Source organism: Nonomuraea sp. NPDC049028, assembly GCF_043197735.1.
In the GTDB taxonomy this organism is placed as follows: Bacteria; Actinomycetota; Actinomycetes; order Streptosporangiales; family Streptosporangiaceae; genus Nonomuraea.
The window spans coordinates 348,417-372,308 of record NZ_JBICTR010000009.1; the positions used below are offsets into that span (position 1 = coordinate 348,417).

The 23,892-nt window shown below is 69.8% G+C and carries 19 protein-coding genes; 11 read left to right on the plus strand and 8 right to left on the minus strand.

Annotated elements, in window-relative coordinates; all coding sequences use genetic code 11:
* The first annotated feature begins 2 nt into the window (after positions 1-2).
* Entirely contained in the window at positions 3-1,196 is a 1,194-nt protein-coding gene (locus ACGFJ2_RS35150; RefSeq protein WP_393476298.1) for a hypothetical protein, read from the plus strand.
* A gap of 66 nt (positions 1,197-1,262) precedes the next feature.
* Here the strand turns inward: ACGFJ2_RS35150 and ACGFJ2_RS35155 are convergent, their stop codons facing one another.
* Together ACGFJ2_RS35155 and ACGFJ2_RS35160 are read right to left on the minus strand one after the other, a co-directional pair.
* Entirely contained in the window at positions 1,263-2,120 is an 858-nt protein-coding gene (locus ACGFJ2_RS35155; protein WP_393475605.1) for a ubiquitin-like domain-containing protein, read from the minus strand.
* A gap of 142 nt (positions 2,121-2,262) precedes the next feature.
* On the minus strand, positions 2,263-3,117 hold the full coding sequence (locus ACGFJ2_RS35160; RefSeq protein ID WP_363989991.1) for a TatD family hydrolase: 855 nt from the start codon (positions 3,115-3,117) through the stop codon (positions 2,263-2,265).
* A gap of 19 nt (positions 3,118-3,136) precedes the next feature.
* Between ACGFJ2_RS35160 and ACGFJ2_RS35165 the strand changes: the two genes are divergently transcribed.
* Both ACGFJ2_RS35165 and ACGFJ2_RS35170 read left to right on the plus strand, forming a co-directional pair.
* Positions 3,137-6,499 carry a BTAD domain-containing putative transcriptional regulator gene (locus tag ACGFJ2_RS35165; protein ID WP_393475609.1) on the plus strand — a complete coding sequence of 1,121 codons (3,363 nt, stop codon included), beginning with the start codon at positions 3,137-3,139 and terminating at the stop codon, positions 6,497-6,499.
* A gap of 24 nt (positions 6,500-6,523) precedes the next feature.
* Positions 6,524-7,747, plus strand: coding sequence for an FAD-dependent monooxygenase (locus ACGFJ2_RS35170; RefSeq protein ID WP_393475612.1), 1,224 nt, complete (start codon positions 6,524-6,526; stop codon positions 7,745-7,747).
* On the opposite strand, the gene metG is transcribed toward ACGFJ2_RS35170, so the two are convergent.
* The gene (gene metG / locus ACGFJ2_RS35175) at positions 7,692-9,473 is read right to left on the minus strand and encodes a methionine--tRNA ligase (RefSeq protein WP_358179164.1); all 1,782 of its coding nucleotides are present in this window, start codon (positions 9,471-9,473) and stop codon (positions 7,692-7,694) included. The two genes, ACGFJ2_RS35170 and metG, sit on opposite strands and share 56 nt — an antisense overlap.
* Before the next feature lie 61 nt (positions 9,474-9,534).
* Complete coding sequence (locus tag ACGFJ2_RS35180) at positions 9,535-10,758, minus strand: glycosyltransferase family 2 protein (protein WP_357943865.1); 1,224 nt, start codon at positions 10,756-10,758, stop codon at positions 9,535-9,537.
* 99 nt (positions 10,759-10,857) lie between these two features.
* Here ACGFJ2_RS35180 and ACGFJ2_RS35185 point away from each other — a divergent pair, with 99 nt between their 5' ends.
* The gene (locus tag ACGFJ2_RS35185) at positions 10,858-12,402 is read left to right on the plus strand and encodes a hypothetical protein (protein WP_357943863.1); all 1,545 of its coding nucleotides are present in this window, start codon (positions 10,858-10,860) and stop codon (positions 12,400-12,402) included.
* Here the strand turns inward: ACGFJ2_RS35185 and ACGFJ2_RS35190 are convergent.
* Complete coding sequence (locus tag ACGFJ2_RS35190) at positions 12,338-13,924, minus strand: phospholipid carrier-dependent glycosyltransferase (protein ID WP_357943861.1); 1,587 nt, start codon at positions 13,922-13,924, stop codon at positions 12,338-12,340. The two genes, ACGFJ2_RS35185 and ACGFJ2_RS35190, sit on opposite strands and share 65 nt — an antisense overlap.
* Positions 13,925-13,934: 10 nt before the next feature.
* Positions 13,935-14,783 (minus strand): 16S rRNA (cytidine(1402)-2'-O)-methyltransferase, encoded by an 849-nt coding sequence (rsmI, locus tag ACGFJ2_RS35195; RefSeq protein ID WP_393475617.1) that lies wholly within the window; start codon positions 14,781-14,783, stop codon positions 13,935-13,937.
* A gap of 189 nt (positions 14,784-14,972) precedes the next feature.
* On the opposite strand from rsmI, the gene ACGFJ2_RS35200 reads away from it, so the two are divergent.
* Together ACGFJ2_RS35200 and ACGFJ2_RS35205 are read left to right on the plus strand one after the other, a co-directional pair.
* Complete coding sequence (locus ACGFJ2_RS35200; RefSeq protein ID WP_357943857.1) at positions 14,973-16,508, plus strand: phospholipid carrier-dependent glycosyltransferase; 1,536 nt, start codon at positions 14,973-14,975, stop codon at positions 16,506-16,508.
* A gap of 113 nt (positions 16,509-16,621) precedes the next feature.
* Positions 16,622-17,806 (plus strand): hypothetical protein, encoded by a 1,185-nt coding sequence (locus ACGFJ2_RS35205; protein ID WP_393475621.1) that lies wholly within the window; start codon positions 16,622-16,624, stop codon positions 17,804-17,806.
* A 115-nt stretch (positions 17,807-17,921) separates the two neighbouring features.
* Here the strand turns inward: ACGFJ2_RS35205 and ACGFJ2_RS35210 are convergent, their stop codons facing one another.
* Complete coding sequence (locus tag ACGFJ2_RS35210; protein ID WP_357944583.1) at positions 17,922-18,311, minus strand: MerR family transcriptional regulator; 390 nt, start codon at positions 18,309-18,311, stop codon at positions 17,922-17,924.
* Positions 18,312-18,373: 62 nt separating this feature from the next.
* Between ACGFJ2_RS35210 and ACGFJ2_RS35215 the strand changes: the two genes are divergently transcribed.
* Positions 18,374-19,162, plus strand: coding sequence for an MBL fold metallo-hydrolase (locus ACGFJ2_RS35215; RefSeq protein ID WP_393475624.1), 789 nt, complete (start codon positions 18,374-18,376; stop codon positions 19,160-19,162).
* 371 nt (positions 19,163-19,533) lie between these two features.
* Positions 19,534-20,406 (plus strand): Scr1 family TA system antitoxin-like transcriptional regulator, encoded by an 873-nt coding sequence (locus ACGFJ2_RS35220; protein ID WP_357943851.1) that lies wholly within the window; start codon positions 19,534-19,536, stop codon positions 20,404-20,406.
* Positions 20,407-20,515: 109 nt separating this feature from the next.
* On the opposite strand, the gene ACGFJ2_RS35225 is transcribed toward ACGFJ2_RS35220, so the two are convergent.
* Positions 20,516-20,731, minus strand: coding sequence for a DUF397 domain-containing protein (locus ACGFJ2_RS35225; RefSeq protein ID WP_357943849.1), 216 nt, complete (start codon positions 20,729-20,731; stop codon positions 20,516-20,518).
* A 231-nt stretch (positions 20,732-20,962) separates the two neighbouring features.
* Here ACGFJ2_RS35225 and ACGFJ2_RS35230 point away from each other — a divergent pair, with 231 nt between their 5' ends.
* The 3 genes from ACGFJ2_RS35230 (at position 20,963) to ACGFJ2_RS35240 (ending at position 23,815) form a co-directional block, all read left to right on the plus strand.
* The gene (locus ACGFJ2_RS35230) at positions 20,963-21,766 is read left to right on the plus strand and encodes an AfsR/SARP family transcriptional regulator (protein WP_357943847.1); all 804 of its coding nucleotides are present in this window, start codon (positions 20,963-20,965) and stop codon (positions 21,764-21,766) included.
* Between the two features lie 26 nt (positions 21,767-21,792).
* Complete coding sequence (locus ACGFJ2_RS35235) at positions 21,793-22,278, plus strand: MarR family winged helix-turn-helix transcriptional regulator (RefSeq protein ID WP_357943845.1); 486 nt, start codon at positions 21,793-21,795, stop codon at positions 22,276-22,278.
* 76 nt (positions 22,279-22,354) lie between these two features.
* Positions 22,355-23,815 carry a DHA2 family efflux MFS transporter permease subunit gene (locus tag ACGFJ2_RS35240; protein WP_393475629.1) on the plus strand — a complete coding sequence of 487 codons (1,461 nt, stop codon included), beginning with the start codon at positions 22,355-22,357 and terminating at the stop codon, positions 23,813-23,815.
* The last annotated feature ends 77 nt before the right edge of the window (positions 23,816-23,892 follow it).

The following is a 23,892-nucleotide window of genomic DNA, read 5'->3' on the forward strand; positions in this document are numbered from 1 at the left end:
AGATGATCGGTTCGGCGCTTCTGGCGCTGGCCGTCCTCATAGGCGGCATGAGCACCGCGGCGACGGCCGCCGCCGAGAAGGCCGCGTGCTCGGGTACGAGCGACTTCGACGGCGACGGCGTGGAGGACGTGGCGGTCGGCGATCCGTTCGCCAACGACGGCAAGGGCGCGGCGTACATCCTCTCCGGGGACAAGGTGATCCCCGTGCCGGTGCCCGCCATCGAGGGCGACGCGCTCGGCTGGTCGGTGACGCTGGCCAAGATCGACCCCGGCAATGCCTGCGCCGACCTGGTGGTGGGCGCGCCCTACGCCGATGTGGACGGCGTCAGGGACGCGGGTGCGGTCTATGTCGTGTACGGCGGGAACAGCAAGGGACCGGAACGCCTGACGGCTCCCGAGCCGCAGCGCAACGCCCACTTCGGCTGGTCTTTGGCCGCAAGGGGCGACGTGGTGGCGATCGGCGCGCCGTACGAGGACCAGGCCCAGATCGCCGACGCGGGCTCCGTCTACGTACGCCAGGGCCCGGGTCGGCTTATCCGGATAAATCAGGACTCGGTGGAGGTGCCGGGTAACGGCGAAGTGGGCGATCAGTTCGGCTGGTCGGTGGCGGTCGGGCCGGGCAACAGCCTGCTCGTCGGTGTCCCGTACGAGAACGACGACGGCGCCGGCCGCCAGGTCGACCAGGGCAAGTCCGACTCGGGGGCCGCGGTCCGCATCGACAACGCGCTGGCGCCGAGGCTCTCGGGGATCAAGGTCGACTCGCCCACCAAGGAGGCCGGAGACAGGTACGGCTACGCGGTGGCGTACGCCGAGGGGGCCGGGTTCGCGGTGACCGCGCCGGGCCGTGGCTACGTCCAGCTCTACGACCAGGCCATGCGCCCGACGAGGCGGGTGGGGCAGGGCGCCGGGTTCGGCTTCTCGCTGGCCGCCTCGGCGGAGGGCCGGGTGGCCGTCGGCTCGCCCTACGAGGGAGCTGTACGGGTGCTGTCGCTCAAGAACGAGGCCGAGGACAAGAGGCTCCCGACATCGGACGGCCTGTTCGGCTGGTCGCTGGCCTACAGCGGCAACAAGCTCTACATCGGCCAGCCCGACGCCGTCCCGACCGGCAAGGTCATGGTGCTGGCCCGCAACTCCGATGAGCTGCGGCCGCTCCAACCGCCCAAGGGAGCCGACTTCGGCACATCGATCGCCGGTTGATCCAGCCGACTTCCCCAGCGTCCCGAACGGCCGACCGGCCGAAACCAGCCGGGGCCTGGGGAAGTGTCAGCCGAACAGCCGGGCCCCGCACTCCCGCCACTGCCCCTGCCACCGCCCGCCGACCAGCTGGTAAAGGAGCTGTGCCCGATAGGTCTGCTCCTCCGGCGGCCAGGTGTGCGGTAGCCCGGTGCCGCCGACGGCCGTCCACATGGCCTGGCTGAACCCGTACATCCCGTAATAGGGCCCGGCGGGGTTCACCGCCAGCGGGTCGCCGTTCGACATGCACTGGGCCAGCGCCGCCCAGTCGAGCGCCGCCACGGCCGCCGGCACGACCACGGTGTGCGGCGGCGCGGGCGGGCTGACCCTGATGACGGTCCCCTGCGCCGGGAAGCTGTCGAGCGGCGGGCGCACGCGGTAGCCGGGTCGCACCGGGATGCGGCGTTGCCTGAGCACCTCGCGGATGGTCCGGCCGGTGGTCGTGGTCGCCATCCGGAGACCGCCCGCCTCGATGTACACCTCACGCCGCGTGTACACCGAGAGCGACATCCCGGACAGCGGCACATGCTTGGTCGGCGGGGCCGACAGTCGGCCGCCCGCCGGGCTGATGTCGAGCTCGGCCAGTGCGTCGCCCACGTTCGTGGCGGTCACCAGGCGGCGGGTGGTGCGCCCGTCGAGGGTCAGCGTGATCGGGCGGGCGTGGCGTACCACGATCCGCGTCCCGTCGGCGATCTCCTCCTGCCCGGCCGGGCGTACGGAGTCACCGAACCCCACGGAAACCCCGGCTTCGCCGAGGAGCTCCTGCACCGAGCCGGCGAAGCTGCGCAGCGCCATCGGCTTGCCGTCGACGACCAGCACCACGCTCTTGACCAGCGCCGCGACGGTCCCGATGCCGCCCACGGCCACGACCGCGAGCAGGCAGATCACCGGTGTCCACGGTGATCGCCAGGCAATACGAGGGCGCGGGGCGCGCCTCTTTCCGCGCACGGACTACCTCCGGTAGTGGCTTCGGGCGGCACGACGCTAGTGGCGCCCGCGCCGCCGCCTCTACCGGTTCACGGAAAGATGGTCACCACTCTCCGAAGACCGTGACTCCATTGACACTGATGGCCTCGCACAGCTCATCCGGATGGACCCCCTTGACCTCCGCGAGACAACGCAGAGTGAGGGGTATGAGGTAGGGCGCGTTGGGCTTGCCCCGATAGGGCACCGGCGGCAGGTAGGGGGCGTCGGTCTCGACGAGCATGAGCTCCATCGGCGCCACCCGTGCCGCCTCACGTAGATAGGAGGCGTTCTTGTAGGTAACCGGCCCCGAAAAAGACATGAAATATCCGGCTTCGGCGCACTTTTTCGCCATCTCGGGGTCGCCCGAGAAGCTGTGGAACACCACCACCGGCGGCGCGCCCACCTCGGCCAGCACCTTCAGCACGTCGTCGTGCGCGTCACGGTCATGGATGACCAGCGCCTTACCGGTGCGCTTGGCGATCTCGATGTGCGCACGGAAGCTCGCGTGCTGGTCCTCTTTGGCCGCCCAGTCGCGGTAGTAGTCGAGCCCGGTCTCCCCCACCGCCCGCACCTCGTCACGCCCGGCCAGTGCCTCGATCTCGGCCAGCGTCTCGGGCGTGGCCGCGTGCGCCTCGTTGGGGTGGATGGCGACGCCGGCGTAGATCCCCTCGTGTTCGGCCGCCGCCTCGGCGTTCCACCGGGAGGACGGCAGGTCGTAGCCGATCGTGACGAGCCGGGTCACGCCGACGGCACGCGAATCGTCGAGGATGCTCCGTACGCTCGCCGCAGCCGCCTGCGCCGCCTGTGCCACGGGATCGCCCGAAGACGCCTGCCGGTTGCCGACCATGATGTCGAGGTGGCAGTGGCTGTCGAACACCGGTGCGGACAGCGGCTCGGGCGGGCTGGGAATCTTGCTCACGCCCTCTAAAGTAACGTCCATGCGCTTCGGCATTCTCGGCAGCACCCGTGCCTGGCGCGCGGACGGCGCCGAGGTGCCGCTTGGCGGCCGGTCCCGGCGAGCGCTGCTGGCCCTGCTGCTCATCCGGCCCGGCGAGGTCGTCCCCCATGACCGGCTCATCGACGTCCTGTACGGCGAGCAGCCGCCCAAGAACGCCCAGCACGCCCTGCATTCCCAGGTGTCGAGGCTGCGCGGCGACGGCATCATGGTCGAGCGGGCGGCCACGGGCTACCGGCTGGCCGTCGATCCCGGCGACGTCGACGCGCACCGGTTCCTGCGGCTGGCCGAGGAGGGGCGGCGGGCGCTCGACACCGATCCCGACCGGGCCGCCGCGTTGCTGGGCGAGGCGCTGTCCCTGTGGCGCGGCCCCGCGCTCGCCGACCTCGACGCGACGCACGCCGTACCCCTCGAAGAGCGGCACCTGGCCGCCCAGGAGGACCGGATCGAGGCCGACCTACGGCGCGGCGCGCAGCGGGCGGCGATCCCAGAGCTCGGCGAGCTGATCGACCGCCACCCGCTGCGCGAGCGGCTACGCGGCCAGCTCATGCGGGCGCTCAGCGCGGACGGCCGGCCGGCCGAGGCGCTGGTCGCCTTCGAGCAGGCCAGGCGGCTGCTGGCCGACGAACTGGGCACCGACCCCTCGCCCGAGCTGTCCGGCCTGCACCAGCGCCTGCTACGCGGCGAACTCACCCACCTGACGCCACCCACCGCACAGACCGCACCCGCACAGACCACCACCCGACCAGCCAAGCAGAGGCCGACCATACAGAGGCCAGCCGAACAGGGGTCGGCCGGACAGGGGTCGGCCGGACAGGGGTCGACCGGACAGGGGCCGACCGAGCAAGACGGCAGGTCGGGGATACCGGCCCGGCTCACCACGTTGGTCGGCCGGGCCTACGACCTGGCCGCGGTCGACACACTGCTCGACTCGGCCCGCCTGGTGACGCTGCTGGGGCCGGGCGGCGCGGGCAAGACGCGGCTGGCGGTCGAGGTCGCCGGGCAGCGCCCCGACGCCTGCCTCGCCGAGCTGGCGGCCCTCACCGAGGGCGCCGACCTCCCGCGCGCGCTGCTCGCCGCGCTGGGCATCCGCGAAGGCGGGCTGCTCGGCCCCCGGTCCACCGCCTCCGACGGCTTCTTCGCCCGGCTGGTCACCGTGCTGGCCGACCGGCCGTTGCTGCTGGTCCTGGACAACTGCGAGCACCTGATCGCGGACACCGCCGCCCTCGCCGAACGGCTGCTCGAAGCCTGTCCCCAACTGCGCGTCCTGGCGACCAGCCGCGAGCCGCTGGGCATCACGGCCGAGCACCTCTGGCCGGTCCGCCCGCTGGCCGAGGCGGACGCTGTACGGCTGTTCACCGACCGGGCGAAGGCGGTTCGACCGGATTTCGTGGCTGACGAGGCGGTCGGCGAGATCTGCGCGGCGGTCGACGGCCTGCCGCTGGCCATCGAGCTGGCCGCCGCCCGCGTACGCACGCATGAGGCCCGCGAGCTGGCCCAACGCCTCGGCACCGACCGTTTCAAGCTGCTGTCGCGCGGCAGCCGCACCGCCGACGCCCGGCACCAGACGCTGCGCGCGGTCGTCGCGTGGAGCTGGGAGCTGCTCACCGAGGGCGAACGTGCGATGGCCGCGCGGCTCACGGTGTTCGCGGGCGGCGCGACGGCTGGGGCCGCCGCCGAGGTGTGCGGCCTGCCCGACGCCGAGGACCTGCTCGACTCGCTCGCCGACAAGTCACTGGTGACCGTCACGGACGGCCGCTACGGCATGCTGGAGACCATCCGCGCCTTCTGCGCGGAAGAACTGACCGGCGAACCTTCCGTACGGCGTGCGCACGCGAGCTACTTCCTCGCCCTCGCCGAGCGGGCCGACCCGCACCTGCGCGCGGCCGAGCAGCTCGCCTGGCTGGAGTCGCTGTCCGCCGAGCACGACAACCTCCGGACGGCCCTGAGCTGGGCGGCCGAGGCGGGCGATGTGCGGCTCGGCATGCGGCTGCTGGCGGCGCAGTCCACCTACCTGTGGATGCGCGGGATGCGCGGCACGGCCACGGCTCCGGCCATTGAATTGCTCAACAAGGTGGAGCCGGATCCGGACCTCGGCGACGCGTACGTGCTCTGCCTGCTGACCACGGCCGGCGACGAGGCGGCCGGCGAGCTGTGGACCCGCCATTCCGCCGTGGCCGACGTGATCGTGTCGAGGGGCGAGGGGGCACGCGAGTTTCCCATTCTCACGTTCCTATGGCCGATGATCACGTCTGCCATGCACGCCCCCGAGGCGACGCTCACGGTGATCTCCAGGGCCGCGCACAGCCCCGACCCGTGGGAACGCGCGATGTCCCGGTTCATGTGGGCCTATTCGCTGATGGCCAGGGGTGAGCACGCCCAGGCGCAGGCCGATCTGGTCTCGGCGCTCGACGACCTGCGGGCGCTCGGCGACCGGTGGGGCTCGATGCTCTCGCTCGACGCGCTGGCCATGCTGGCGGGCATGCACGGCAGCCGGGAGGCCGCGCTGGCCCACACCGACGAGGCGATCGCGCTGGCCGAGGAGCTGGGCGCGACCGAGGACCTGGCCGATCTGCTGTGCAACCGGGGCGACCTCAACCTGCGCGCCGGGCCGGCCGCCGCCAGGGCCGACTACGAGCGGGCCGCCGAGCTGGCCCGGCGCGTGGGCGTGCCGACGAATGTTGCCTCCGCGCTGCGCGGGCTCGGCGACCTGGCGCTGGAGGAGGGCGACCTGGTCAGGGCCCGGGAGCTCTACGAGGGGGCGCTGCGGCGCTCGGATCCCGGGTGGCTCAGGAGCACCGGCAACAGGGTACGGATCCTGCTCGGGCTGGGCCGCCTCGCGGAGGCCAACGGCGACCGCGACGCGGCCAGGGCCTCATACCGGCAGGCCGTGGAGGTCGCGGTCGCGACGGGCCCGGCGCCGGAGAGCGCCGGCGCGTTCGAGTCGCTCGCCCGGCTCGCGCTCACCGACCTCGGCGCGGGCGACGGGCGGCCCGGCTCCAGCACGGGCGACAGGCGGCCCGACCTCGGCGCAGGCAATGGGCAGCCCGGCCCCGGCGACTCGCGAGCGGCCACCGGCGGCGCGTGGCTGGCCGCCAAGCTGCTGGGGGCCGCCACCGTGATGCTGGGCGGGACCCATCCCGAGACCCCCGTCGCGGCGGACGTCTCCGCCCGGGCGCGGGCCGTCCTGGGCGCGGAGGCGTACGAGCGGGCCTGGACCGAGGGCGCGACGCTCACCCACTCCCAAGCGGCCCTCCTGGCGGGTGTGTCCGAGGCGGCGATCGCCGCCTCACCGTTGCGACTGATCACCGCTCTGCCCGGTGAGCTCGGGGTGAGCCCGCGGTGAGCACGCCCGGCGAAGCTCGTCGGCATGGACATCCTGATCTCCGGCGCCAGCGTCGCCGGCCCCGCCCTGGCCTACTGGCTGAACCGCTCCGGACACTCCACCACGATCGTCGAACGGGCGCCCGCCCTGCGTGAGGGCGGCTACTCCGTCGACTTCCGCGGCGACGCCCACCTGACCGTGCTCCGCAAGATGGGCATACTCGGCGAAATCCAGCGGCAGCAGACCAACATGGGCGCCATGTGGAACGTCAACGAGGCGGGTAAGAAGCTGAGCGCCCTGCCGGCCGACCTGTTCGCCGGCGACGTCGAGATCCTGCGCGGCGACCTGGCCAAGATCCTTTACGACCTCACCAGGGACCACACCGAGTACGTCTTCCACGACTCCATCGCCGCGCTCGACGAGGACGCCGACGGGGTCACGGTCACGTTCGAGCGGGGTCCGAGCAGGCGCTTCGACCTGGTGGTCGGCGCCGACGGCCTGCACTCGAAGGTACGTGAGCTGGCCTTCGGCCCCGAAGGGGAGTTCATCTCGTACCTGGGCCTGTACTGCGCGGTCTTCACGACGGAGAACTACCTCGGCCTCGACTACAGCGGCCACGCCTACAACACGCCGGGCAAGATGGTCGCCCTCTACAGCTCCAGGCAGAACACCGAGGCCAAGGCCATGTTCTGGTTCGGCTCGCCGGAGCTGACCTATGACCGCCACGACACCCGCCGGCAGCAGGATCTGCTGGAACAGGCGATGGCGGGCGTCGGCTGGGAGGCTCCCCGGCTGCTGCGGGACATGCGGCGGGCCGACGACTTCTACTTCGACGCCATCGCCCAGGTGCGCATGGACCGCTGGTCACACGGCCGAATCGTGCTGCTCGGCGACGCCGCCTGGTGCCCCTCGCCGCTGTCGGGCATGGGCACCGGGCTCGCCATGGTGGGCGCGTACGTGCTCGCGGGTGAGCTGGCGGCAGCCCGCGACCACCGGGCCGCCTTCGCCGGGTACGAGGCGGCCATGCGCGACTACGTGCTCACCTGCCAGAAGTCCGGCGAGGGGGTCAGCAAGTTCATGGTGCCGGAGACCAGGTTCATGCGGTGGTTCATGAACCAGAACTACAAGCTGATGCCCTATCTGCCCTTTACCGGGCTGATGGCGCGGACCGCACGGAAGACGGCCAGCGCCATCACGCTCAAGGACTATGACCTCAGTCGGCCAGCCGGGCCAGCTCCTCGTCCACGACCTTCGGGTCGAGCTTCTTGAACAGCGGCACGGGCGGCGCGAGCGGCGTGCCCGGCTTGATCTGCCGGTGCTCCCACTGGGCAGCACCGTTGTAGTCGCCGGTGATCACCGGGTAGGGGGTGCCGCCGTCCTCGTCGACGTCATGCATCTCCGGCATGCCGGACCAGACGCCCTCGCCACCGAGCATCGCGTGGACCTTGTTGGACGAGCCGGGCAGGAACGGCGTGAGCATCGTCTTGGCGTCGTCGACCACCTGGAGGGCGACGTGCAGGATCGACTTCTGCCGCTCCGCGTCGTCCTTGAGCTTCCACGGCTCCTGCTCGGCCAGGTAGCGGTTGGCGTCGCGGACCACGTCGAACGCCTCGGTGATGGCGTTCTTGAACCGCGAGCGGCCGAGCTCCGCCCCGACGGGCCCGAAGGCGTTGCGCGAGCGCTCCAGCAGCGCCCGGTCGGCGTCGGTCAGCTCACCGGCCTCGGGGATCGCGCCGAAGTTCTTGGCCGCCATGGAGATCGACCGGTTGACCAGGTTGCCCCACGCGGCGACGAGCTCGCCGTTGTTGCGGTTGACGAACTCCTGCCAGGTGAAGTCGGTGTCCTGGTTTTCCGGACCGGCGACGGCGATGTAGTAACGCAGCGCGTCGGCGTCGTAGCGGGCCAGGAAGTCGCGGACGTAGATGACGACCTGCCGCGAGGAGGAGAACTTCTTGCCCTCCATGGTCAGGAACTCGCTGGAGACCACCTCGGACGGCACGTTGAGCGCGCCCAGCGCCCCCGGCGAGCCGCCCCTGGCGCCCTGGCCGCTGTAGCCGAACAGCATCGCGGGCCAGATCTCGGCGTGGAAGACGATGTTGTCCTTGCCCATGAAGTAGTAGCCACGGGCGTCGGGATTCTGCCACCACTGGCGCCACGCGTCGGGGTCGCCGGAGCGCTTGGCCCACTCGATGGAGGCGGACAGGTAGCCGATGACGGCGTCGAACCAGACGTAGAGCCGCTTGTTGGGCTGGTCGCGCCAGCCGTCGAGCGGGATCGGCACGCCCCAGTCGAGGTCGCGGCTGATCGCCCGCGGCTGCAGGTCACCGAGCAGGTTGAGGGCGAACTTGAGCACGTTGGGCCGCCACTCGCCCTGCTTGGACTGCAGGTAGGAGCCGAGCACCTCGGCGAAGGCGGGCAGATCGAGCATGAAGTGCTCGGTCTCCACGAAGATCGGCGTCTCGCCGTTGATCCGGCTCTTGGGGTTGATGAGCTGGATCGGGTCGAGCTGGTTGCCGCAGTTGTCGCACTGGTCGCCGCGGGCACCGTCGTAGCCGCAGATGGGGCAGGTGCCCTCGATGTAACGGTCGGGCAGGGTGCGTCCGGTGGACGGGGAGATCGCGCCCATCGTGGTCTTGGGGAAGATGTAGCCGTTGTCGTAGAGGCCCTTGAAGATCGCCTGCGTGACGGCGTAGTGGTTCTTCGTCGTCGTGCGGGTGAACAGGTCGTAGGACAGCCCCAGGCCGGTCAGGTCTTCGGCGATCACCCGGTTGTAACGGTCGGCGAGCTCGCGGGCGGTCACGCCCTCCTTGTCGGCCTGCACCTGGATGGGCGTGCCGTGCTCGTCGGTGCCGGACACCATCAGCACCTTGTTGCCCGCCATCCGCTGGTAGCGGCTGAAGACGTCGGACGGCACGCCGAATCCGGATACGTGCCCGATGTGGCGAGGGCCGTTAGCGTACGGCCACGCTACGGCGGTCAAGATGTGCTGGGACATAGGCCAAGCCTACGGTGCGACCACGGTCGCCTCGTACCGAATACCGGCACGAGGCGGATGATCAGCGCGTCGTGGACTCCTCGCGGGACACGGCCTCGGCCGCCTCCTCGGCCACCTTGGCGGCGGCGTCGATCGAGCTCTCGCGGGTGCGGCGAATGCCCAGGATGCTGATGAACAGCGCCGCGAAGATGGTCTGGAAACTCATGATGAGCGCCGTCGCGGAGGGCACGACGATGCGCAGCGACTCGCGCGGGTCGAGCGAGCCGAAGCTGCGGACCTGCCAGTGCACCAGCGACATCACCAGGCCGACGAGACCGGCCAGGGCCAGCAACCCGCCGACCACCAGGCCCTTCTCCAGGGTGACGATGTCGATGAGGCGGCGGACGCGTGGCGACTCGGGCAGGAAGCCCTCCTCGGCCGCGTAGACCTTGGTGAACAGGGCGAACAACGCCGCCTGGAAGCCGATCACCACCGCCGCCGACGCGCCGACCAGCGTGTCGACGTCGAAGGCCAGCTCGCCGATCTCGACCGGGCCGAACGTCAGCGCCGTGCCCGCGACCAGCCCGATGATCATCAGCAGGATGCCGGGATAGAAGAACAGCCACTTGGGGCTGTACAGCAGCAGGAAGCGCAGGTGGCGCCAGCCGTCACGCCAGGAACGCAGGTGCGGCGGCCGGGAGCGGCCGTCGGGCGACAGCGTCGTGGGCACCTCGCGCACGTCGAGGCCGGACAGCGTGGAGCGGACCACCATCTCGGAGGCGAACTCCATGCCGCCCGTCTGCAGATGGAGCCGCAGGATCGAGTCACGCCGGAACCCGCGCAGGCCGCAGTGGAAGTCACCGATGGCCGACGGGAAGAACAACCGGCCGACGAACGACAGCACCGGGTTGCCCAGGTAGCGATGGAGCGGAGGCATGGCGCCGGGGGCGATGCCCCCCTTGAACCGGTTGCCCATCACGAGATCGGCACCGTCGCGCAGTTGTTCGACGAATGGGAGCAACGAGGTGAAGTCGTAGGAGTCGTCGGCATCGCCCATGATGACGTATTTGCCGCGCGCGGCACGGATGCCGCCCATGAGGGCGTTGCCGTAACCCTTCTCATCGATGTGGACGACACGCGCACCGGCGTCGCGGGCGAGCTGCTGCGAGCCGTCCGTGCTGCCGTTGTCGGCGATCAGGACCTCGCCCTCGATGCCGTGCTCTTCCATGCACGCCAGCGCCTTGCGCACACAGACTTCCACGGTCTCCGCCTCGTTGAGGCAGGGCATGACCACCGTCAGTTCCACGTCTCAACCCTTCAGTTAAGGCTCTTCCAGCCCACCATCATGCCCTGTGCCCGTGGATGGTCGGGTCAAGTCCTAAAAACGACTGGCATTCTTTACAGCATGGTGAGCGCTGCGGAGATGACCCCTGTGGACCCCTCCGCCCCTGGCCGGTTGGCACGCGCGCTGGCGTTCCTGGGCCGCCATCGGGTGTTCGCCGCCGCATTCGCCTTGGGCGGGGTGCTGCGGCTCATCACCATGCTCGGGTACGGCCCGGCGATGTGGTTCAACGACTCCTACGAGTACGTCTCCGTCGCGCTGCACCCCAGGCCACACCCCATCAGGCCGGACGGTTACGGGTTCTGGCTGCTGCTGCTCAAGCCGTTCCACAGTTTCTCTTTGGTAACTCTCTCCCAGCATCTGATGGGCCTGGCCACGGGCGCGCTCATCTACGCGTTGCTGCGCCGGAAATTCAGCCTGCCGAAGTGGGGGGCGACGCTGGCGGCCGTCCCGGTGCTGTTCGACGGCTACCAGATCCAGCTCGAACAGCTCATCATGTCCGACACGCTGTTCACGCTGCTGGTCGTGGGTGTGATCACGATCGTCCTGTGGAACCGGCGGATGTCGTGGAAGTTGGGCGTGGTCGTCGGGCTGCTGCTCGCGCTCACCGCGCTCACCCGCTCGATCGGCCTGCCGATCCTCGCCCTGGTCGTCGCGTACCTGCTCATCAAGCGGACCGGGTGGAAGACGATCGTGGCCGTGATCATGGCCTGCGCGGCCCCGGTCCTCGCCTACATGGGGTGGTTCTCGACAAATTTCGGTAAATTCGCGATGACCAACAGCGACGGGCTCATCCTTTACATGCGCACGGCGATCTTCGCCGACTGCAACAAGATGCACATCGACAAATATCGGGAGCTCCAGATGCTCCTCCTGTGCATCACCGATCCGGTCGATCAGCGCAAGGAGTACGCGCAGTGGTACCTCTGGGGCCAGGGCAGCGGCGGTAGCCAGGGCACGGGTGAGGTGCTGCACCGCTGGGGCGCGGGCAAGAAGTTCACCGGCATCACCAACGAGGCCGCCAGCGCGTTCGCCACGCGGGCGATCACCTCGCAGCCCGGCGACTACCTGGCGGTGGTGGCGCGTGACTTCTTCCGCGCCTTCAACTGGGGCAGGCCGCGCTTCCCGGACGAGAAGACGTACAACATGTATCGCTTCATCCCGTTCTACGAGCTGGATGACAGCGGCAACCCCAAGCGACTGCCCCAGTGGCCCTCCTACCAGGGCCGTACGGACACCGACGCCTACACCTACGAGCAGGGCCCGCCGGAGACGAAGATCGTCGCGCCCTTCGCGCAGATCATGAGCGGCTACCAGCAGGTGGTCTACCTGCCCGGCATCGTGCTGGGCGGCGTGATGCTGATCGGTCTGTACGGCACGGTGGTCCGCTGGCGCCGGTTCGGCGGGCCGGTGATCCTGCCCTGGCTCGGGGCGTTCGGCCTGCTGCTGGCGCCCGCCGCGACGGCGGAGTTCGACTACCGCTATGTCCTGCCGGCGGTCCCCCTGGCCTGCATCGCCGCGGCGATCACGCTGCGCCGCGGCGTCACTTTGGCGCGGGTACGACCCAAGCCCGCGTCAGCATCCGAGCCCACCACTGTGCCTGCGTGAGCGTCTCGGCGACCAGCACCGGGTAGAGCCACCAGAAGTTGATCAGGACGATCAGCGTGAACGCCCCCACGACCGCGGCCCCCACCGCCCGGCGCGCGGGTGTGGCGCTCTCCTTCCCGATCACCAGCCCCGCGACCAGGACGAGCGCCAGCACCATGAACGGCACCACGGGGATCATGTAGAAGAGGTACATCGTCCGCTGGTCGGCGATGGCGTAGTAGAACCACGGCAGCCACCCGGCGGCGAAGGTCAGCAGCACCGCCCCGGCCCGCCAGTCGCGCGTGGCGACGTACCAGGCGATGAGTCCCAGCAGGGCGAGCATGGCGGCGTACCAGAGGGCGGGCGTGCCCACCCCGAGCACGGCCTGCGAGCACTTGTCCGCCCCGCACGCCGACGGCGGCAGGTTCGTCGGGTAGAAGAAGGAGACCGGCCGGAACAGGGCCGGCCAGGTCCACGGGTCCGACATGTACGGGTGATAGTCGTGCAGCCCGGTGTGGTAGCCGAGCACCTGCACCTGGTACTTCAGCCACGATCGCACCGAGTCGACGACGAAGAACAGCGGCCCCGACGACGTCGCCTGGTCCCAGTTGCGCCCGTAGCCGCCCGCGGTGACGAACCAGCCCGTCCACGAGGCCACGAAGGTCAGCGCGGGCACCAGCCCGAGCGCGGCCAGCCCCGAGGGCACGTCCTTGGCGAAGGCGCCGGAGTAGGGACTGCGCAGCCCGACGGCCCGCCTGGCCCCCATGTCCCACAGCAGGCTCATGACCGCGAACGCGATCAAGAAGAAGATCCCTGACCATTTCACCGCGCAGGCCGCCCCCAGGCAGAGGCCCGCGGCGATCCGCCATGGCCGCAGGCCGAGCGGCGGCCCGGTCGGGGTGAGCGGCGAGCTGTCGTACCAGTCGGCCAGCCGTTGCCGTGACCAGTCGCGGTCGACCACCAGGCAGGCGAACCCGGCCAGCACCCAGAACATCAGGAAGATGTCCAGCAGCGCCGTACGCGACAGCACCAGGTGCAGGCCGTCCAGCGAGAGCAGCAGCCCGCCCAGGCAGCCCAGCATCGTCGAGCGGGTCATCCGCCGCGCCAGCCGGGCCAGGATGAGGATCGACAGCGTCCCGACCACGGCCGCGGCGAACCGCCAGCCGAACGGGTTCACGCCGAACAGCCACTCCCCCAGCCCGATCATCCACTTGCCCAGCGGCGGGTGGGCGACGAACGAGGCACAGTCGGTCGTGTTCGGGCAGTGCTTGAAGATGTCGAGGTTGCCGGCCATCAGCCGGTGGTCGGCCTCCGGGTTCTTGGAGTCACCGAGCGTGACCCGCTCGACGCCGAACCTGAGCAGCGAGTAGGCGTCCTTGAGGTAGTACGTCTCGTCGAAGACGATGGCCCTCGGCTCGCTTAATCTGACGAATCTCAGTATTCCGCCGAAGAGGGCGACCGCGATCGGCCCCAGCCACCCCCAGAGGGCGCCCCCTTGCATGGGCGGGACCAGCCGCTGTGCGGAAATCCCCCATTTCTTCACGATGCGCACCCTATGGCGTGGACGATCTCCTGTGAACCGCGTCGTAGAGCTCCCGCTTGGGCAGGCCCGCCTCTTTCGCCACGTCGGCGACGGCCGCCTTGCGCTGCTCCCCGTCGGCCACGCGGCGGTCCACCTCGGCGACCAGTGACTCGATATCGGGCTCGGTGTCGGCCGCGACGTGACCGGCCACCACGACGGTGATCTCACCCTTGACGCCCGCCGCCGCCCACGCGGCCAGCTCGCCCAGGCCGCCGCGCCGTACCTCTTCGTAGGTCTTCGTGAGCTCACGGCAGACGGCGGCCTTCCGTTCCTGACCGAAGGCCTCCGCCATCGCCTCCAGCGCGCTCTGGAGCCGGTGGGGCGCCTCGAAGAACACCATCGTGCGCTCCTCCTTCGCCAGCGCCGAAAAGCGGCGAGCGCGCTCTCCAGGCTTGCGCGGAGGGAAGCCCTCGAAGCAGAAGCGGTCGCTGGCCAGGCCGGAGACGGCCAGCGCAGTGGTGACGGCGCTCGGGCCCGGAAGGGCGGTGACCGTGATCCCCTCCTCAACCGCGAGGTGCGTCAGGCGGTAGCCGGGGTCGGACACACCCGGCATGCCCGCGTCGGTGATGACCACCACCGTCTGCCCCTGCTTGAGCGTCTCGACCAGCTCCGCCGCACGTCCGGCCTCGTTGGCGTCGTAGTAGGAGACCACCCGCCCCCGGATCTCCACGCCGAGGTCGCCGGCCAGCCTGCGCAGGCGCCTGGTGTCCTCGGCCGCCACCACGTCGGCGTTCTCGAGCACCTCGCGCAGCCGCGGCGAAACGTCGCCCGCCTGCCCGATGGGGGCCCCTGCCAGCACCAACCTGCCCTTTACTGTCACCCGGCCATTGTGGCAGGGCATCCCGATAAGACCCTGTTTCCTGGGTAAGCACTGGCTTGAGGCCCGTACGATGTCCGAATGGCGGTGACCGATTTCCCGTACGAAACCTTTGGCCAGTCAAGTGGCCAACCGGCGGCGGACGAGAGCAGTCCCGGGACGCGATCCATCCGAGATCGGATGGTCCCGCCGATGCGTGGCAGCGTGTTGTGGGGCTGGTTGGGGCCGCTGTTCATCACTGTCTTCGGCGGGGTGCTGCGCTTCATGGGGCTCGGCCACCCCAAGGCCGTCGTCTTCGACGAGACCTATTACGCCAAGGACGGCTATTCGCTGATCACGTGGCTCGTGGAGCGGGTCACGATCAAGGATGCCGACAAGGCGCTCATCGCCGGCAACACCGACATCTTTCAGAAGTGCACGGAGGCGACGCTCGACAAGTGCGCCTCCTACGTGGTCCACCCGCCCCTGGGCAAGTGGATGATCGGCGTGGGCGAGTGGCTGTTCGGCATGAACCCCTACGGCTGGCGGTTCGCCGCGGCGGTGATCGGGACGCTGTCGATCCTGGTCCTGGCCCGCGTGGCCCGCCGGATGACCCGCTCGACCCTGCTCGGCTGCTTCGCCGGGCTCCTGCTCGCCCTCGACGGGCTGCACTTCGTGCTGTCGCGTACGGCGCTGCTGGACATCTTCCTGATGTTCTGGGTGCTGGCCGGGTTCGCCTGCCTGGTGGTCGACCGCGACCGGGCGCGGGAACGGCTGGTCGACTGGTACGAGACGTCGCCGCTGTCGCCGCAGGGCCCCTGGCTGGGGCTGCGGCCGTGGCGGATCGCCGCGGGCCTCTGCCTCGGTGCCGCCATGGGGGTCAAGTGGTCAGGGGTGTTCTTCCTGGCCGCCTTCGCGGTCATGAGCCTGCTGTGGGACTTCGGCGCGCGGCGGGCCGTCGGCCTGCGCAATCCCTACTCCGGCGCCTTCGCCAAGGACGTGCCGACCGGTCTGGTCGCCTTCGCGCTGGTCCCGTTCGTGACGTACATGACCACTTGGACCGGCTGGTTCGTCAGCGCGGCCGGCTATGGCCGCAACTGGGACCAGGCCACCTCGTCGGGGCCGATCTACTTCGTCATCGACTCGATGCGGTCGTGGGTGCAGTACCAGTGGCAGGTCTTCTCCTTCCACAGCGGGCTGGCGACCTCACATCCCTACATGTCGGATCCGTGGCAGTGGCCGCTGCTGCTGCGCCCGGTCGCCTTCTACTACGAGGGCAACAAGGGCGGCGCCTGCGGCGCGAAGGACTGCGCCGAGGCCGTGCTCGGCGTGGGCACCCCGGTGATCTGGTTCGGCGCGCTGGCCGCGCTGATCGCCCTGATCGCCTGGTACGTCGCCACGCGGGACTGGCGGGCGGGCGCGGTGCTGCTGGCCTACGCGATGGGCTGGCTGCCCTGGTTCTACTTCGCGATCACCGAGAACCGCACGATGTTCCTGTTCTACGCGGTGCCGATGGTGCCGTTCATGGTGCTGGCCATCACCCTGTGCGCGGGTTTGCTGATAGGCCCCTCAGCGAAGACACCGGGTGGGGCTGTACCGTTGAGGCGTACGCTCGGGGCTGCGGCCGTCGGCGCGTTCGCACTACTGGCACTGATCAACTTCTGGTGGCTGCATCCGGTTTTGTCCGCCGAGCTGATCCCCTACACCGAGTGGAAGGCACGGATGCTCTTCGACAAGCGGTGGATTTGACCCGGTCACAGTTCCATATTTACTAATTTCATAGGGTAGTCGCAGTGCAAGACCCAATACGCACCGGTTTCGGTCATCGTCAGGCCCGGGGTCGATACGGCAAACTTCGAGGCATGAGTGCACCAGACGTCACCGCCCTGCTCGCCGAGTTGGAGCGCTCCGAGCCGGACCTGGCCGAAGAGGCCAGGACCGCTGTGGAGTGGTTGACGGGCGGGGAGCCGCTGGAGACGGTTACGCAGCTCGACGTCTGCGAGTTCCTCTGGTACACACTGCCGCTCAAGGTCGGTGGCGACCATGAGCGGCTGGCCCGCGCGCTCGGGCGGCTGCTGCAGGTCGGCGGGCTGGAGCGCTATGCCGGGTTGTGTGAGTCGGCCCTCACGACCAAGATCCTGCGCACCTACGCCCGTGAGGGCGAGGACGCGGGCACCAGCGCCTACCAGGTGGCGCTCGAGGCCACCGGCGTGCTCCCGCCCGACGTGCCCGACCTCCAATGGAGCATGATCATGGGCCCCGAGGAGCTGGGCGCGCACGTCGCCTGCTCCGCGGCGCTGGAGCTGGCGATCGTCTCGGGCGACGACGTCGATCCCGGCGCGCTGACCAGGCGCTGGCTCACCGCGCCCCGGACCGAGCTGGGCGGCGACAGCTGGCTGCACCGCGTACACGGCGAACGGCTCAACCGCTGGGTGCTCGGCCGCGGCCCGGCCCGGCGCGAGCTGGCCCAGCCGTTCGAGGTGCGACTGCACGCTCCCGTCTCGGTCCAGCAGCTGCCCGCGCTGCACGGCCTGCTGTCGCTGGCCGCCTCGGAAGGCAGCCTCCCCATGCGCCTGGCCCCCTCACCGGAGGCACTCCGGCTGCGTGAGCTGGCCGAACGCGAGCTGGGCGCGATCAGCCGCTCCGGCGTCCGATTGTCGATCACCGACTACGGCCGGCGGCTGCTCGACTCCCCCGAGGCCATGTGGGACGCGGTCACCAAGCTGCTCCTGGCCAGGGGCGAGCACGAGTTCGAGCTCTCGGCGCGCGAGGCCGCGCTCATGCTGCTCGCCGACGGCGCCCTGATGTCGCCTGCCGAGCTGCGCGAGCGGGTGGCCGAGGTGGTCGGGGGCGAGGGCTGGCATCCCGCGACGAGCCTTGAGGACGTCGCCACGCCGGTCACCGACCTGGTCGCCCAGCTCAAGGCGCTCGGCCTGGCCTTCGCCGACGACCTCGCCGTACGGGTGACCCGCTCCGGCCAACTCGCCGCCCTGGCCGCCCTCCGCGCCCACGCCCTGAGACCGAGGCAGTACGTGAGCGCAGGCTGACCCCCACGGACCCCGACCCTCCTCTCCCCCGAAGGGGGCTTCCCTCCCAGGAACCCCAACCACCACGGACCATCGCAGGGGCCGAGACGGTCGTGTGACGGACCTCCCTGGGCTCCTACGGGACGCTGACGCGGCGGATGGCCCGCTTGAAGTCCGGACACTCCACGAACGGGTCGTGGTCGCACACCGCCGCGTGACGCAGGCTGTCGCGCAGCCGGGTGAGTTGCGCGATCCGCTCGTCCACCTCGCGCTCCTTGGCGGCCATCCGCTCGCGCAACACGGCGTCGGACGGCCCGGCGCGCAGGAACGCGGCGATCTCGGTGAGCGTGAACCCGGCGTCACGCGCGCAGGTGACCAGTGCCAGGCGTTCGAGCATCTCCGGCAGGTACGTGCGGCGCAGGCCGTTGCGCCCGTCGGCCGTGATGAGCCCCTTGCGCTCGTAGAACCGCAGCGCCGACGGCGCCAGCCCGGACCGCCGCGCCACCTCACCGATGTCGAGCAACATCTCGTCCACAGCCCGCTCCTTGACTTGACTTGAACCGCGCTTCAAGTCGCAGTCTAGGGCACATGACAATCCATCACCTGAATCTCGGCTCGATGCGCGAGATCGATTCGACCGAGTCCCTGCCCTCCGCACCCGCCGTCTGCCACGCCCTGCTGGTCGAGACCCCCGACTCGGGGCTCGTCCTGGTGGAGGCGGGACTGGGGCTGGACGACGTGACCCGGCCCGGCGAACTGCTCGAAGCCGAGTGGGTCGAGCTGGTCGGGCCCGAGCTCCGGCCGGCGGAGACCGCCGTCCAGCAGGTCGCCGCCCTCGGCTACGACCCGGCGGACGTACGGCACATCCTGCTGACCCACCTGGACGTCGACCACAGCGGCGGGCTGCCCGACTTCCCGCAGGCCGAGGTGCACGTCATGGCGGCCGAGCTGCAGGCGGCGCTGACCGAGGCGCCGAACCGCCGCTACCGCCCCGGCCACTGGGCGCACGGCCCGCGCTGGGTCACCTATCCCGGCACCGGAGACACCTGGAACGGGGTCGAGGGGGTGCGGCCTTCGACGTTCTCGCCGGACTTCCTGATGGTGCCGCTCGCCGGGCACACAGTGGGCCATGTGGGTGTGGCGGTCAGGGACGGCGACCGGTGGCTGCTGCACGCCGGGGACGCCTACTTCTACCACCGCGAGCTGTCGGCCGACGACCCGCAATCGCATCCGCTGCTGGACATCGTGCAGCTCGACTCGCAGGTGGACGAGGGGTCGCGGCTGACGAGCCGGGACCGGCTGCGCGAGCTGGCGAACGTGCACGGGGTGGAGGTGTTCTCCGCCCACGACCCGTGGGAGCTGCACCGCATGAGTTGAGGTCTGGTCAGTTGTCATTGAGCGCGCTCTACTGGGCATGAACCGGTTGTCGCCCGCGCGCGTATCTCTGGCTGCCCGGCCACCGCGGCGCGCAGAACGCGGTGGCCGGGCTCCGAGCCCGCCGCGCGCCGCCATCTCGCTCCCACCGAAGCCGAGCTCGCACCCTCTGAATCACTGTGAATCACGCCGCCGCCCCGCCGATGTGAGCGCCCCCGCGCGTGGACCAGCCATCTCTCTCTAGACCAGCGCAGGACCGGGCACCGCCCACCGGTTTGACGTGTGCGACATTAGCTGATTTAGTGCATCATCAATTGGCATCAAACTGGTTCGTAGAGAATGGTGCGCCGGATGCTGTCGAGGGTGCGGAGCGGATGAACGGTGACGGCGCGGAACAGCGCACCAAGCGTGAGCGTCTGGCCACAGAGCTGCGGCGCCTGCGCGACCTGGCCGGGATCTCCGGTCGCGACCTGGCCCACCGGGTCGGCATCAGCCAGTCCAAGGTCTCCCGCATCGAGTCAGGGACCGTGATCCCCTCACTGCCGGAGGTGACGGCGTGGGGCGAGGCGGTGGAGGCGTCGAGTCAGACCCGGGAATGGCTGACCGACCTGACCGAGGCGGCCTTCACCGAGATGCACAGCTGGCGGGCCGCGCTCCAGCGGCAGGCGCACCTGCAGGACGAGATCCGGGAGCAGGAGGACCAGGCGCAGCTGGTGCGGGGATTCCAGCCCACCGTCATTCCGGGGCTGTTGCAGACCGCCGAGTATGCCCGGCGCATCTTCGCGTTGTTCGACCCGCCGTACACCGAGGGCAATCTGTCCATGGCCGTCGCGGCTCGTTTGCAGCGGCAGCTCGCCCTGTATGAGGAAAGCCGGCGTTTCGAATTCCTCATTACCGAGGCGGCGCTGCGGTGCCGTCCTGGACCGGCCAAACTCCTGCTCGCCCAATTGGACCGGATAGCCTCGCTGAGCACCCTGGAGAACGTCTCCATCGGCTTGATACCGCACAACACAGAAGCGCTTGTCTGCCCCCCGCACGGTTTCACGCTCTACGAGAGCGACGGCAGCGCGGCGGACACTTTTGTGGAGATAGAAGTCGCGCACGTGAGGCTGAGCGCCGGCCACGCCGACGACATCGCGGTCTATCAGCGGCAGTGGTCCCTGCTGAGCCAGATGGCGGTCTTCGGCGACGAGGCGCGGGACTTCCTCGCCACGATCAGTGCCGACGTCCGCGCCGCGGATCGGTGACCCCGCCTTGCGCACGGCCGTCCGCCCATCCCCGGGGAGCGGGCACCTCGCGCACTCCCCGAGGCCGTCCGGGAGGTCGCGACCCGCGCTCCCCGGACATGGACCCGGATCACCTCAGGTCGAACTCGCCCGCGTACACCCCGGCGAGGAACGCGCCCCACTCCTCACCGCTGAAATAGAGAACGGGCCCCTCGGGGTCCTTGGAGTCGCGCACCGCGACCACGTTCTCGCCCAGCGCGACCTCTACGCAGCCGCCGCCGTTGTCACTGAACGTCGCCTTGAACCATTCGGCGCGCCGCGACCGGCCTTCCTTGGCAGTACCCATTATTTCTCTCCTGTTCGTCCGGGGAGCCTTGTGCCGCCCGCTGTCTGGTCGGCCTGGGTATCGGCTCGGTGCCGCGCCGTCGGTCAGCCATAGGAATTCTATGAACGCCGTTAGTCATATCCAATACACGTAGTACGAAGGAGTGGACCGATGCAGTTTCGATTGTTGAACGGCGTGGAGGCTTACCGGGACGGTGTGCGGGTTTATGTCGGTGACCGAAAACAACGTTTGATGCTGGCTTTGCTCCTGCTCGCCGGGGCCCGGCCGGTCACCATGGAGGAGCTGATCGACAAGATCTGGGGCGCGGAGCCGATAAACAGCGCGCGCAAGGTCATCCAGCATTATGCGAGTGACCTGCGTGCTCATCTGGGACATTCCAGCGGACCGAAATTGGGCGACATGCTGCCTAAATACCAGGGCGGCTACCGGCTGCTGGCCGACCGGAACGAGGTCGACGTCTACCGCTTCCGCGATCTGGTGAACGAGGCGCGGCCGCTGATCGGGCGTGACGACGCGCAGGCCGTACCGATCCTGCGTGACGCCCTTCGGCAGTGGGGCACCCGCGGCCTGCGGCCCGGCGAGCCGCTCAGCGGCCTGACCGGCCAGTCCGCGGCGAACGCCCGCGCCAAGCTGCTGGCGGAGCACCGAGCCGCGGTGATCGACTGCCTGGAGGCCGAGCTGCGGCTCGGGCACCACGCGCTGCTCGTCCCCGAGATCCTGGACCTGGCCACCGCCGGGCCGCCCGACGAGCAGCTGACCGGCCTGCTCATGCTGGCCTGCCACCGCGCCGGCCGACCGGCCGAAGCGCTGGGCGCGTTCGCCGCCCTGCGGAAGCGGCTGGCCGACGAGCTCGGAGCCGATCCGGGGGCGGACATCGAGCGCCTCCATCAGCGCATCCTCAGCCAGGACCCCGCCCTCGATGATTCGCCGGGATTCGCGCCGTCCGGAGCACCAGGCGAGGCCGACAAGAGCGCCGTCCGCCGCGTGGCCGAAGCCGCCAGGAAGGGCGACGCAAAGCATCGGGATAATCCATAACGGAACTAATTGCTAAACTGGACGACATGACTGCCATGGCCCCTTCCCGCACCGCGCCGGACCTGTCGTACCTGCTGGACCACACCGGCCACATCCTGAGGACCCGGATGGCGGCGGCTCTGGCGGAGATCGGGCTGACGGCGCGGATGCACTGCGTGCTCGTGCACGCTCTGGAAGAGGAGCGCACGCAGATCCAGCTCGCCGAGCTCGGCGACATGGACAAGACCACGATGGTGGTCACCGTCGATGCCCTGGAGAAGGCGGGCCTCGCCGAGCGCCGCCCGTCCAGCACGGACCGGCGGGCCCGGATCATCGCCGTCACCGAGAAGGGCGCGGAGGTTGCCAAGCAGAGCCAGACCATCGTCGATGGCGTACACCGGGCGGCCCTCGCCTCGCTGCCCGAGGACGAGGCCGAGGTGCTGCTACGGGCCATGAATCGCCTGGCCACGGGGCATCTGGCTACTCCCGCTGAGGCGCCGCAAGGGGTGCGAAGGGCTCGACAGAAGGGCTAAAGGTCCGAGACATATAGTCTGCAACGGAACTATCTGTTATGGTTCCTCTTGTTCGCCTTTTGAGCAGGAGATGGCCATGTCATATACCGCACCTTCCCCCCAACCATCGCGCTGGCTGGCGCTCATGGTGTTGTCCGCCGCGATGCTGATGACGGTCCTGGACGGCAGCATCGTGACCGTCGCGATGCCGGCCATGCAGCGGGATCTGGGCTTCTCGCCCGCCGGGCTCAGCTGGATCGTCAACGCGTACGGAATCGCTTTCGGCGGATTGCTGCTCCTGGCCGGTCGGCTGGGTGACCTCATCGGCCGTAAGAGCATGTTCCTGGCCGGAAACGCGGTCTTCACCGCCGCTTCGCTGCTGGCCGGCGCGGCGACCGGGCCCGGCCTGCTGATCGCCGCCCGGTTCCTACAGGGCGTGGGCAGCGCGATGGCCTCCGCGGTCGTTCTCGGGATCCTGGTGACGCTGTTCACCGAGCCCGCCGAACGCGCCAAGGCGATCGGCATCTTCAGCTTCACCGGCGCCGCCGGCGCCTCGATCGGCCAGGTTCTGGGCGGAGTCATCACCGATGCGCTCAGCTGGCACTGGATCTTCTTCATCAACCTGCCGATCGGCCTGGCCACCATCGCGCTGGCGATCCGGGCACTGCCGGGCGACCGCGGGGCCGGACTCGCCGCCGGGGCCGACGTCATCGGCGCCGTCCTGGTCACCAGCGGTCTGATGCTGGGCATCTACACGGTGGTCAAGATCGAGGAGTACGGCTGGCTCGCCGCGCACACCCTCGGCCTCGGCGCGGTATCCCTCGCTCTGCTGGCCGCCTTCGTCATCCGTCAGGCGACCGCCAGAACCCCGCTGATGCCGCTGCGGATCTTCCGTTCGCGTACCGTCTCGGGCGCCAACCTGGTCCAGATGCTGGCGCTGTCGGCCATGTTCTCCTTCCAGATCATCGTCGCGCTCTTCATGCAGAAGGTCCTCGGCTACAGCGCGCTCGGCACCGGCCTGGCGATGCTGCCCGCGGCGGTGGCCATCGGCGCCGTGTCGCTGTTCGTCTCCGCCCGGCTCAACACCCGCTTCGGTGCCCGCCGCGTCCTGCTGTTCGGCCTGGCGCTCCTGTTCGCGGCGATGGGCTGGCTCACCCGCGTCCCGGTGACCGCCAACTACGTCACCGACCTGCTCCCGGTCATGCTGCTCATCGCGGGCGGCGGCCTGGTCCTGCCGGCGCTGACGACGCTCGGCATGTCCGGCGCCAAGGCCGACGACGCGGGCCTGGCCTCCGGGCTGTTCAACACCACCCAGCAGGTCGGCATGGCGATCGGCGTCGCGGTGCTGTCCACGCTGGCCGCCTCCCGTACCGGGGATCTGCTGTCCGCCGGGCAGAGTCAGGCGGTCGCGCTGACCGGTGGCTATCACGTGGCCTTCACCATCTCCGCCGCGCTGCTCGTGGCCGCCTTCATCGTGGCGCTGACAGTGCTGCGCCGGCCCGAACGGGACACCACCGCCACCACCGCTCAGGACCCGGCTGTACTTACCTCAGCCTGACTTTCCCAAAACAGCCTGACTTTCGCCGGCAACGGCCGGGCCGGTCCCGGCCGTTGCCGGCGAAACTCCGTTGCGAC

What these genes read in the sequence shown, in the direction of transcription:
- metG (WP_358179164.1), bottom strand. Translation starts at nt 9,473, where the DNA reads ATGTCCCAGCACATCTTGACCGCCGTAGCGTGGCCGTACGCTAACGGC.
- ACGFJ2_RS35220 (WP_357943851.1), top strand. Translation starts at nt 19,534, where the DNA reads ATGAACGGTGACGGCGCGGAACAGCGCACCAAGCGTGAGCGTCTGGCC.
- ACGFJ2_RS35205 (WP_393475621.1), top strand. Translation starts at nt 16,622, where the DNA reads ATGAGTGCACCAGACGTCACCGCCCTGCTCGCCGAGTTGGAGCGCTCC.
- ACGFJ2_RS35210 (WP_357944583.1), bottom strand. Translation starts at nt 18,311, where the DNA reads ATGTTGCTCGACATCGGTGAGGTGGCGCGGCGGTCCGGGCTGGCGCCG.
- ACGFJ2_RS35230 (WP_357943847.1), top strand. Translation starts at nt 20,963, where the DNA reads ATGCTGGCTTTGCTCCTGCTCGCCGGGGCCCGGCCGGTCACCATGGAG.
- ACGFJ2_RS35170 (WP_393475612.1), top strand. Translation starts at nt 6,524, where the DNA reads ATGGACATCCTGATCTCCGGCGCCAGCGTCGCCGGCCCCGCCCTGGCC.
- ACGFJ2_RS35235 (WP_357943845.1), top strand. Translation starts at nt 21,793, where the DNA reads ATGACTGCCATGGCCCCTTCCCGCACCGCGCCGGACCTGTCGTACCTG.
- ACGFJ2_RS35165 (WP_393475609.1), top strand. Translation starts at nt 3,137, where the DNA reads ATGCGCTTCGGCATTCTCGGCAGCACCCGTGCCTGGCGCGCGGACGGC.
- ACGFJ2_RS35225 (WP_357943849.1), bottom strand. Translation starts at nt 20,731, where the DNA reads ATGGGTACTGCCAAGGAAGGCCGGTCGCGGCGCGCCGAATGGTTCAAG.
- ACGFJ2_RS35240 (WP_393475629.1), top strand. Translation starts at nt 22,355, where the DNA reads ATGTCATATACCGCACCTTCCCCCCAACCATCGCGCTGGCTGGCGCTC.
- ACGFJ2_RS35200 (WP_357943857.1), top strand. Translation starts at nt 14,973, where the DNA reads ATGCGTGGCAGCGTGTTGTGGGGCTGGTTGGGGCCGCTGTTCATCACT.
- ACGFJ2_RS35150 (WP_393476298.1), top strand. Translation starts at nt 3, where the DNA reads ATGATCGGTTCGGCGCTTCTGGCGCTGGCCGTCCTCATAGGCGGCATG.
- ACGFJ2_RS35215 (WP_393475624.1), top strand. Translation starts at nt 18,374, where the DNA reads ATGACAATCCATCACCTGAATCTCGGCTCGATGCGCGAGATCGATTCG.
- ACGFJ2_RS35185 (WP_357943863.1), top strand. Translation starts at nt 10,858, where the DNA reads ATGGTGAGCGCTGCGGAGATGACCCCTGTGGACCCCTCCGCCCCTGGC.